Genomic DNA, 11,059 nt, shown 5'->3' on the forward strand with positions numbered 1-11,059 from the left:
GGGCACCGCGAGCGAGCGGCGCCGAGGACCGCGCCGCCGGCGCCGGCGGGCGGCCGCTGCTCGCCGATGTGGCTCGCACCCTTCAACTGGGCCGGACGGAGCTGCCGGCGCGCGCCGCGTTCGTCGTGCGCGACCTGACGGAACTGGTCGCCGGGCTCCGGGCCGTGGCGGCCGGGGAGGAGCTTCCCGACACCTGCCGGCTGGGGCGGGCGGACCACGACAGCGAGGTGGTCCGGCTCTTCGACGACGACGATGACCTGCGGGAGGCCGTGGGCAGATGGCTGGACCGCGGCAAGCTCACCCAGGCGGCCGAGCTGTGGGTGCGCGGCGGGCCGATCGACTGGCGCGGGGCGCGGCAGGACGGCCCGGGGCGCCGGGTGCCGCTGCCCGGCTATCCGTTCGCCAGGAACCGGCACGGCAAGCTGTTCACCCAGCAGGCGGTGCGGCCCGTGGCACAACCGGCCGCCGAGCCCGCCCCGGCGCCGCTGCCCCAGCCCGTCGCCGAGCCCGTCGCCGAGCCTCTGGCCGAAGCCGTCGCCGGGGCCGAGCCGTATGCTCCCGAGCGGCTGGCGGCTGCCGTCGAGGAGCGGCTGGCGCTGCTGGCCGCGGAGATGATCGGCGCGTCGGCGGCCGACCTCGACATCAAGGACCACCTGGACCGCTACGGAATCGACTCCATCACCCGGACCAGGATGAACCACGCGCTGGGCGAGGCGTTTCCGGCCGCCTCCCGGACGCTGTTCTTCGACTTCCCGAAGGTCGAGGGCGTCGCCGAGCACCTGGCCGATCGGTTCCCGGACGAGTGCCGGGCGTACGTCGGGCAGGGCCCCGCCGCCGGGCCCGTCCCGGTCGCCGCCCCCGCCGAGCCCGCTCCCGCCCCCGTACCCGCTCCCGCCGCGGAGCACGCCCCCGAACCCGCCCCGGCCGCCGAGCTGACCCCCCGGGAGGACCGGGACAGCCAGGAGCACGAGGGCGAGGGGAACAACGACCCGGCGGCGGACGCCGTCGCGATCATCGGGATGAGCGGCCGCTTCCCGGGCGCCCCCGACCTGGACCGGTACTGGTCCCTGCTCATGGAGGGCCGGTCGGTCGTCACCGAGGTCCCGCCGCGCCGCTGGGACTGGCGGGAGCACTACGACCCCCGCCCCGAGGGCGCGGACGTGGTGCGCAAGAGCCACTCCAAGTGGGGTGCCTTCCTCGACGGGTTCGACGAGTTCGACCCGGCCCTGTTCAGGTTCACCGAGGACGAGGCACGCAACACCGACCCGCAGGTGCGGCTGTTCCTCCAGGAGTGCTGGAAGGCGCTGGAGGACGCGGGCTACGCCCCGTCGAAGCTGCCCGCCCCGGTGCGCCGGCGCATCGGGGTCTTCGCGGGCGGCGCCAAGCACGGCTTCACCCGGCTCGGCGCGGAGGGGCGGCTGGAGATGCCGCGCACCTCCTTCGGCGACATGGTCAACCGGGTCTCCTTCCAGTTCGACCTCGGCGGACCGAGCAAGGCGGTGGACACCGCCTGCTCCTCCGCCCTGGTGGCGCTGCACGAGGCGGTGCAGAGTCTGCGTGCCGGCCAGTGCGAACTGGCCCTCGCCGGAGCGGTGAACCTCTATCTGCACCCCTCGACCTATGTCGAGCTGGGCACCGTGGGGCTGCTGTCCGACCGTTCGGAGTGCGGGTCCTTCGGCGCGGAGGCCAACGGGATCGTTCCGGGCGAGGGCGTCGCGGCGGTGCTGCTCAAGCCGCTGCGGCAGGCGCTGCGCGACGGCGACCCGATACGGGCCGTCATTCGCGGCACGGCCGTCAACCACAACGGGCGGACCATCGGGTTCACCAGCCCCAGCGCGCAGCGGCAGGCCGATGTGATCCGTGAGGCGCTGCGCGACGGCGGCGTGGACCCGCGGACGGTCGGCTACGTGGAGGCCCACGCCAACGGCTCGGAGATCGGCGACGCGGTCGAGATGACGGCCCTCACCCAGGCGTTCGACGAGCGGCCGGGCGCCAGCGGGCGGTTCGGGGTGGGGTCGGTCAAGCCCAACATCGGGCACGGCGAGGCAGCCGCGGGCATGGCCCAGCTGTTCAAGGTCGTCCTGGCCCTGCGGCACCGCACCCTGCCGCCGACCCGGCTGCCCGAGGAGTTCAACCCCGCCATCGACTTCGACAGGCTCCCGTTCGAGCTCTCCGGCAGCGCCGTGCCCTGGGAGCCGGTGGTCGTGGACGGCACCCCGGCGCCGCGCCGGGCGGGCATCACCTCGATCGGCGGGGGCGGGACGAACGCCCATGTCGTCCTCGAGGAGGCGCCCGAGCCCGCGCCCTCGCGGGCGGCCGTGCGCGGGCCGGTGGTGTTCACGCTGTCGGCGCACACCGAGGAGCGGCTCGGCGTCTATGTCGACCAGTGGATCGAGTTCCTCCGCGGCGGCCCCCGGGTCGACCTCGCGGGCATCGCCCACACGCTCCAGGTCGGCCGGGTGGATCTGACGCACCGGCTGGCGGTGGTCGTCAAGGGCGCCGAGGAGCTGTTGGGGCAGCTCACCCGCTGGCGCCGGGGCCGCCCGGGCAGCGCGGTGGTCACCGCCACCGCCGGGCGGGTGAAGGCCGCGGAGCTTGACGCGGCGCTGCGCGAGCGCGACCTCGGCCGGGTGGCGAGCCTGTGGGCGCACGGGGCGACGGTCGACTGGAGCGAGCTGTACGGCGACGACGTACCCGGCCGGGTGCCGGGGCTGCCGACCTACCCGTTCGAGCGCCAGGTCTGCTGGGTGGACGAGTCCGCCCCGGCGCCGCTTCCCGCCGCCACGGCCGCCGGCACCCCGGCCCGGCCCGCGCCGGCGAGGGGGGCCCCGGCCACCACGACCCCTCTTCCGGCCGACCCGGCCACCACGACCCCCCTCCCCGCCGAGCCGGCCACCACGGCCCTCCTCCCGGCCGACCCGGCCGCGCAGGCGCCGGACGGCCATCCGCTGCTGACGTCGTCCGTGCCGCTCGCCGACGGAGGGGCGGTGTTCAGCGGCGAGGTGTCGCTGGCCTCCCACCCCTGGATCGCCGATCACGCGGTGTCCGGCACGGTGCTCTTCCCCGGCACGGCCTTCGTCGACATGGCGCTGCACGCCGGGCGGGACCTGGGCTGCGGGCGGCTGGACGAGCTGACCCTCCAGGCCCCGCTGGTCCTGACCGAGCGCGGCTCGGTACGGCTCCAGGTGACCGTCGGGGCGCCCGACGCCACGGGTGGCCGCCCGGTGGAGGTGTACTCACGGGCGGAGGAGGAGCCGTCGGGCGAGGCGGCGGAGCGGCCGTGGACACGGCACGCCAGTGGTCTGCTGGGGGCCGGAGAGCAGGAGACGGGCCCCGATCTGACCGCGTGGCCGCCCGCCGGCGCGGAGCCGGTGCCGGTGGACGGCTACTACCGGGCGATGGCCGACGCCGGATACGCCTACGGCCCGGCGTTCAGCGGGCTGCGCGCGGTCTGGAAGCGCGGCGACGAGGTGTTCGCCGAGGCCGAGATCGCCGACGCTCCGGACGCCGCCCGCTACGGTCTGCACCCCGCCCTGCTGGACTCGGCCCTGCACGCGATGGGCTTCGGCGGCTTCGTACGCGACGGCGGCGGACTGCTGCCCTTCTCCTGGTCCGGGATGCGGCTGTTCGGGCGCGGGGCCGCCGCGGTGCGGGTGCGGCTCACGGCGGCCGGTACCGACGCGGTCTCGGCCGAGGTCGCCGACAGCGCGGGACGGCCGGTGGCCGCACTGGACTCGCTGGTGCTGCGCCCCGTCTCGGGCGAACACCCGGTGTCCGGCGAACGTTCCGGCACCAGCACCAGCACCAGCACCAGCACCGGCACCGCCGGCACGGCCGCACCGCACGACTCGCTGTTCCGGCTGGACTGGACCGCGCTCGCGCTCGCCGAGGTGGCCGGGCGGGACGGCGCCTGGTCCCTGCCGGGCCCGGACGACCTTCGGCTGGGGGCCGCCCTGCGCCGCGCCGGCGCCACCGTGTCCGAGGACGCGGCCGACGTGGCGCTGATGTCGCTGGCCACCGGGGAGCGGCCCGCGGACCCGGCGGACCCGGCGGACCAGGCGGACCTGGCCGCCGGGATCCGGGCCGCCACCGCGCGCGCCCTCGACCTGGTGCAGGGCTGGCTCGCGGACGAGGCGCAGGCCGCGGCGCGGCTGGTGGTGGTGACCCGGGGAGCGGTGGCCGTCCGTGTCGGCGAGGACATCACGGACCTGGTGCACGCCCCGGTCTGGGGGCTGCTGCGTACGGCACAGGCGGAGAACCCGGACCGGCTGCTGCTGGTCGACCTGGACGGTGACGAGGCGTCGGTGGCCGCGCTGCCGGGGGCGGTGGCGGCCGCGGTGGCGGCCGGCGAGTCGCAGCTCGCGCTGCGCGGGGGAGCGGCGCTGGTGCCCCGGCTGGCCCCGGTCGGCTCGGACGGCACGCTGGTGCCGCCCCCGGGCGGCGGCGCGTGGCGGCTGGACACCACGGGCGCGGGCACCCTGGAGAACCTGGCGCTGCTGCCCTGGCCCGCCGCCGACGCGCCGCTGACCCCGGGGCAGGTACGGATCGAGGTGCGCGCGGCCGGGCTGAACTTCCGCGATGTGCTGGGCGCGCTCGGCATGTACCCGGGGGAGCTGACGCTCGGCGCGGAGGGCGCCGGACTGGTCCTCGAGGTCGGCCCCGGGGTGACCGGGCTGGCGGTCGGGGACCGGGTGATGGGGCTGTTCCCGAGCGGCCTGGGCCCGGTGTGTGTGGCCGACGCCCACACGGTGGTCAGGATGCCCGCCGGATGGTCCTTCGAGGAGGCCGCGACGGTCCCGGTCGCCTTCGTCACCGCGTACTACGGCCTGTTCGACATGGGCGCGCTGAGCGCCGGTGAGTCGGTGCTGGTCCACGCCGCCGCGGGCGGGGTGGGCATGGCCGCCGTGCAACTGGCCCGGCATGTGGGCGCGGAGGTGTTCGCCACCGCGAGCGAGGGCAAGTGGGACACCGTACGGGCGCTGGGAGTGCCCGACGACCACCTCGCCTCCTCCCGTGACCTGGGCTTCGAGGCCGGGTTCCGGGCCCGCACCGAGGGCCGCGGGATGGATGTCGTACTGAACTCGCTCGCGCGCGAGTTCGTCGACGCCTCGCTGCGGCTGCTGCCGCGCGGCGGCCGGTTCGTGGAGATGGGCAAGACCGACATCCGTGACGCCCAGCAGGTCGCGACCCGGCACTTCGGGGTCCGCTACCGGGCGTTCGACGTGGTCGACGCCGGGCCGCAGCGGATCGGGGAGATCCTCGCCGAGATCGTGGACCTGTTCGAGCGGGGCGTGCTGGAGCTGCTGCCCAGGATCACCTGGGACCTGCGGCGCGCGCCGGAGGCCTTCCGGTTCATGAGCCAGGCGCGGCACGTGGGCAAGATCGTGCTGACCGTGCCCCGGCGCCCCGACCCGTCGCACACGGTGCTGATCACCGGTGGCACCGGCACCCTGGGCGGAATGCTCGCCAGGCACCTGGTGGCCGAACACGGTGCCCGGCACCTGGTCCTCCTCAGCCGGCGCGGACCCGACGCCCCCGGCGCGGCCGAGCTGACCGCGGAACTCACCGCGGCCGGCGCCCGGGTCACGGTGGTGGCCTGCGACGCGGCCGACCGCGACAAGCTGGCCGAGGTGCTCGGCGCCATCCCGGCCGAGCATCCGCTGGGCACCGTCATCCACACCGCGGGCGCGCTCGACGACGGGGTGTTCGACGCGATGACCCCCGACCGGCTGGCCCACGTGCTGCGGCCGAAGGCCGAGGGCGCGCTGAATCTGCACGAGCTGACCCGCGGCACGGACCTGACCCAGTTCGTGTTCCTCTCCGGGGCCGCCGGAGTGCTCGGCAACCCCGGCCAGGCCAACTACGCCGCGGCCAGCTCCTTCCTGGACGCGCTCGCCCACCACCGCAGGGCGCGGGGGCTGCCGGGCGTCTCCATGGCCTACGGCTACTGGGAGCAGGCGACCGGCCTCACCAAGCACCTCACCGAGGGCGACACGGGCCGGATGACCCGGGGCGGTCTGCTGGGGCTCTCCGACGAACAGGGGCTCGCGCTGTTCGACGTGGCCCGGGGCGCCGACGAGGCGCTGCAGGTCCCCATGCGCATCGACCTGGCCGCGCTGCGGACCCAGGCCGAGTCCGGCACCGGCCACCCCATCCACCGGGCGCTGGTGCGGACCGCGCCGCGGTCGGCGGCCGCCGCGCCGGACACCGGCGGCGGCCTGGACGGGCTCGCGGGTCTGCCCGAGGACGAACAGCGGGCGCGGGTCATGGAGCTGGTGCGCCAACAGGTGGCGGCCGTGCTGGTGGTCGATCCCGAGGACGTCGGGCCCGACACCGGGTTCGTCGAGCTGGGCCTGGACTCGCTCACCGCGGTGGAGCTCCGCAACCGGCTGAGCCGGGCCACCGGGCTGCGGCTGCCGGTCACCCTGGTCTTCGACCACCCGGCGCCCGGCGCGCTCGCGGAGTATCTGCGGCAGCGGCTCACCACGGCCGCCCGCAAGGGCGGCAGGCCCCCGGCCCCGGCACCCACACCGGCCGCGGCACAAGCGCCGGCCCCCGCACCGGCCGCGGCACCCACACTGGCCGAGCCACAAGCCCTGGCACCCGCACCGGCCGCGGCACCCGCTACGGCCCCGGCGGCCGTGGCACCCGCCCCGACCCCGGCCCCGGTGGTCGCGGCACCCCCGGCCCCCGCCCAGGAGGAGATCCGCCGACTGCTGCTGGACGGTCAGGACCTGGACCGGCTCGGCGCGGTGCTGGAGTTCGGCTGCCGTGGCGCGGGCGACGCCGCCGACCTCGCGGAGGCCCACCCCGCCCTGGTGGTCCACGGCGTGACCGGCGACAAGGAACTGGCCGACGGCGCGGACCGGGAGATCGGGGAGCGCGGCCTGCGGGACCGGGCCGCGGTGTTCCACGCGGACCCCGCCGAACCCTTCCCCGGCCACTACGACCTGGCGTTCGGCATCGGCGCCTGCTTGCGGGCCGAGGACAAGCAGGCGCTGTTCGCGAACCTGGACGCCGCCGTCGTGGACGGCGGCCAGGTCCTGCTGGCTGACTTCCTGTGCACCCTGAGCGGCGACCTGGTCGACCCCGGGCTCGGAATCAGCGTCCCCACGGCGCACACCTGGGCCGAGGTGTTCGCCCGGAACCGGCTCGTGGTGGACGAACTCATCCCGCACGACACCCAGGCGCCCGACCCCGACCTGGCCGAGCCGCTGCGCCGGGGCTGGATACGGCACCACCTCTTCCGGCTGCGCAAGGTGACCGCCTCGACCGAGGAGGAACGGCTCCGGCTCAACCGGGCACAACTGGCCGAGACCACCGGGCGTCCGCGCGCCGCGGCGAGCTGAAGGAGATTCAGAGACGATGTCGCCCCACGTCAAGCAGACGCTGTCACAGCTCGCGGCCCGGGTGCTGGACACCTCCCCCGAGCGGGCGTCCGAGGCATCCTTCCAGGAGCTGGGCCTCGGCCTGGTCACGGCCGTGGAGCTGACCGAGGAGATCAACGCCCGGTTCGGCACGGCGCTTCCGACCAGCGCGGTGACCGGGGCGGGCGACCTCGGCCGGCTCGCCGAGCACGTCGAGGCCACCCTCGCCCGGCAGGCCGCCCCGCCGGAGGCGGTGGCGGTGATCGGCATGCACTGCCGTACCGCCGGCGCCGCCGACCCCGAGGAGCTGTGGGAGGTGATCAGCAAGGGCCGGGACTGCACCGGCCCGGTCGCCGACCCGGTGGCGCTCTCGCTGTTCCGCGAGCACTTCCCGGACGCGGCGGCGCCCGCCTACGGCGCCATGGCCGAGGCCGAGTGCTTCGACCCGGCGTTCTTCCGGATCTCACCGCGCGAGGCCGCCGCGATGGACGCCGCCCAGCGGGTCCTGCTGGAGTCCTGCTACCACGCGCTGGAGGACGCGGCCCAGGACGCCTCGGCGCTGCGCGGCCGCGCAGTCGCGACCGTCGTCGGCTCCACCGGGCTCGCCCCGCAGTCCGAGTACTCCGCGCACGCGCTGATGGGCTCCGACACCAGCATCATGGCCGCCCGCCTGGCCTACCACCTCGACCTCGCCGGGCCCGCGCTGACCGTGGACACCGCCTGCTCGTCCTCGCTCGTCGCGGTGGACATCGCGCGGCGGCTGCTGCTGTCCGGCGAGGCGGAACTCGCCCTGGCCGCCGGGGTCTACGTGGTCAACCACCCCGGGACCTTCGTCACCATGGAGGCCCTGGGCACCGTGTCGCCGCGCCGCACCTGCCGGCCCTTCGACGCGGAGGCCGACGGCATGCTGGTGGGCGACGGCGTCGGGGTGCTGGTGCTCAAGCGTCTGTCCGACGCGGTCCGGGACAACGACCGGATCCTGGGCGTCATCCGGGGTAGCGGCACCAACCAGGACGGCCGGACCTCGGGGATCACCTCCCCCAGCTCCACCGCCCAGAGCGCCCTGCTGCGCGAGGTCTACCGGCGCAGCGGCGTCGACATGGGCCGGCTGCGCTACGTGGAGGCGCACGGCACCGGGACCAGCCTCGGCGACCCCATCGAGGTGCACGGCCTGACCGAGGCGTTCGAGGAATTCACCGAGCGCAAGCAGTTCTGCGCGATCGGCTCGATCAAGGCCAACATCGGCCACACGATGGGGGCCGCGGGGGTGCTGGGCGCCATCAAGGTGCTGCTGTGCCTGCGGCACGGAAAGCTCCCCCCGGCGGCCAACTTCCGCGACGAGAACAAGCACGTCGACTTCGCCGACAGCCCGGTCTACGTCAACCGCGAGTCGGCCGACTGGGCCCCGGACGACACCGGTCTCCGGCTGGCCGGCGTCAGCTCCTTCGGGTACAGCGGCACCAACGCCCACGTGATCATCGAGGAGTACCGCGCCGCCGAGCGCCGCGCCCCGGCCCCGCCCCGGCGGCAGCTCGTACCGCTGTCCGCGAAGACCGACCCGCAGCTCCGGCGGAAGGCCGGGGCGCTGGCGGCGCGGCTGCGCGACGGGGAGCCGGGCGACGCCGCGGCGCTGCGGGATGTGGCCTACACCCTCCAGGTGGGCCGCGAGGCGTTCCCCGAGCGGCTCGCCGTGTCGGCCGACTCGATGAGTGAACTGATCGAGCGGCTGGAGGCGTTCGCGGGCGGCGCCGACGACGTTCCGGGCACCCACCGGGGGCGGGTCCCCGAGGACCGTACGGGCGGGCAGGCCCCGACCGCGGCCGGGCGCGATGTGGACGAGCTCGCCGCGGCCTGGAGCACCGGCGCCGCGGTCGACTGGCCACGGCTGCACACCGGCGCCGCGCCCCGGCGGATCCAGCTGCCCGGCCACCCCTTCGAGCGCGAGGTGTTCCGCCACGCCTGGGCCGACGGCGCCCCCGCCGACGCCCCCGGCCGTGACACCGCGCCGCCGCGCCCGGCCGCCGGGGCCGTGCCCTCGGTCCTGGCGGAACTCGACGCGGCGGCCGAGGAACACCTGCGGGCCGACCCGTCGGCCGCGGACATCGAAGCGGCGCTCCGCAACGATGTGATGGTCCGCGAGCTGGGCAGGGTCTGCCGCGAGATGCTGTTCGCCTCGCTGCGCCGGATGGAGGTGTTCCAGGCCCCCGGCGAGCGCCACAGCGCGCCCGATCTGATCCGGCGGCTGGGCGTCGTGGACGAGCACACCTCGCTGTTCCGCGCGCTGCTCGGCATCCTCGCCGACCACGGGCTGCTGCGCGCCGAGGGCGAGGAACTGGTCACCACCGACCGGGTCGCCGCCCCCGGGCTGCTGCGCTGGGAGCCGGACCGGCTGGAGGCCCTCAGGACCGAGGTGACCGGCCACTACCCGGAGATGGAGGGCTACTTCCGGCTGCTGACCAACTGCCTGGAGGAGTTCCCAGCCATCCTCACCGGCCGCAGGAAGGCCCACGAAGTCCTCTTCCCCGACGGCTCCTTCGACGCCGTGGAGGCCGTCTACCACAGCGACCAGGACACCAACACCCTGGTGGCCGAGTTGGTCGCCGCGTACGCGCGGGCGCGGTCGGCCCACGACCCGGACGCGCGGGTGTCCGTGCTGGAGATCGGCGCGGGCACCGGCGGCACGACCGCGAAGGTGCTGCCCGCGCTGGACGGCCTCCAGGACCGGGTGCGCTACATGTACACCGACATCTCGCGCAGCTTCACCCTGTACGGGCGCAACCGGTACGCCAAGGACCACCCGTTCCTGAGCTTCCAGCAGCTGGACATCGAGTCCCCGCCGGCCGGGCAGGGCTTCGAGGCGGGCGGCTACGACGTCGTCCTGGCCTGCAACGTGCTGCACGCGACCCGGCGGATCGACGACTCGCTGGCCCACGCCCGGCAGTTGCTGCGCCCGGGCGGGGTGATGATCCTGCTGGAGACCACCCGGGTGCAGGAGTTCTTCACCCTCACCTTCGGTCTGATGGCCGGCTGGTGGGCGTTCCAGGACCACGAGCACAGGCTGCCGGGCTCGCCGCTGCTGAGCGTCGCCATGTGGCGCCAGGCCCTGGAGCGGGGCGGCTTCCGCGCGGTGCGCAGCCTGTCGCTGGCGCCGGTGCGCGAGGACCAGGCGTATCAGGCCGTCGTCCTGGCGGAGAACGAGGGGGCCCTGATGGACACCACCGCCGCCGCCCTCCCGGCGCGGGCCCCGGTGGCCGCCCCGGCGGAGCCGCCGGTGGCGGCGGCCCCCGTATCGTCCACCGACCCCGTACCGCCCACGGAGACCGCCGAGACCGCCGAGACCGCGGAGGTCGCGGAGGTCGCGGAAGCTGCCGAGACCGCCGAGGCCGCCGGGGGCTCGCTCCAGGCCATGGTGGTCGACGCCTGGCGGGAGGTGCTGGGCGTCGCCTCGGCACACCCCGAGGACGACTTCCAGGAACTCGGCGGCGACTCGATCCTCGCCACCCAGATCATCTCCCGGCTCAAGAGCGGCTTCCCGATCGAGCTGGACCTGGGCGAGCTGTTCCAGGCCCGCACCCTGGCCGACATGGTCGCCATGCTCGAAGCGGAGCTGATCGAGCGCATCGAAGAACTGCCCGAAGACACCGTCGCCACCTTGCTCGCGTGAGTCGCGGAAAGCCGCGGACAGGCGCGAA

At 75.4% G+C, this 11,059-nt stretch carries 2 protein-coding genes (1 of these 2 cut by a window edge); both read left to right on the forward strand.

Annotated elements, in window-relative coordinates; translation table 11 throughout:
- On the forward strand, window positions 1-7,349 hold the 3' portion of the coding sequence (locus ABFY07_RS03150) for an SDR family NAD(P)-dependent oxidoreductase (protein ID WP_346172935.1). 1,774 nt of this gene lie to the left of the window's left edge; the window shows 7,349 of its 9,123 coding nt (coding positions 1,775-9,123); the start codon falls outside the window, past its left edge; its stop codon occupies window positions 7,347-7,349.
- Between the two features lie 16 nt (window positions 7,350-7,365).
- Entirely contained in the window at window positions 7,366-11,031 is a 3,666-nt protein-coding gene (locus tag ABFY07_RS03155; protein WP_346172936.1) for a beta-ketoacyl synthase N-terminal-like domain-containing protein, read from the forward strand.
- Window positions 11,032-11,059 lie beyond the last annotated feature (28 nt).

Source organism: Streptomyces sparsogenes subsp. cuspidosporus, assembly GCF_039532705.1.
In the GTDB taxonomy this organism is placed as follows: Bacteria; Actinomycetota; Actinomycetes; order Streptomycetales; family Streptomycetaceae; genus Streptomyces; species Streptomyces sparsogenes.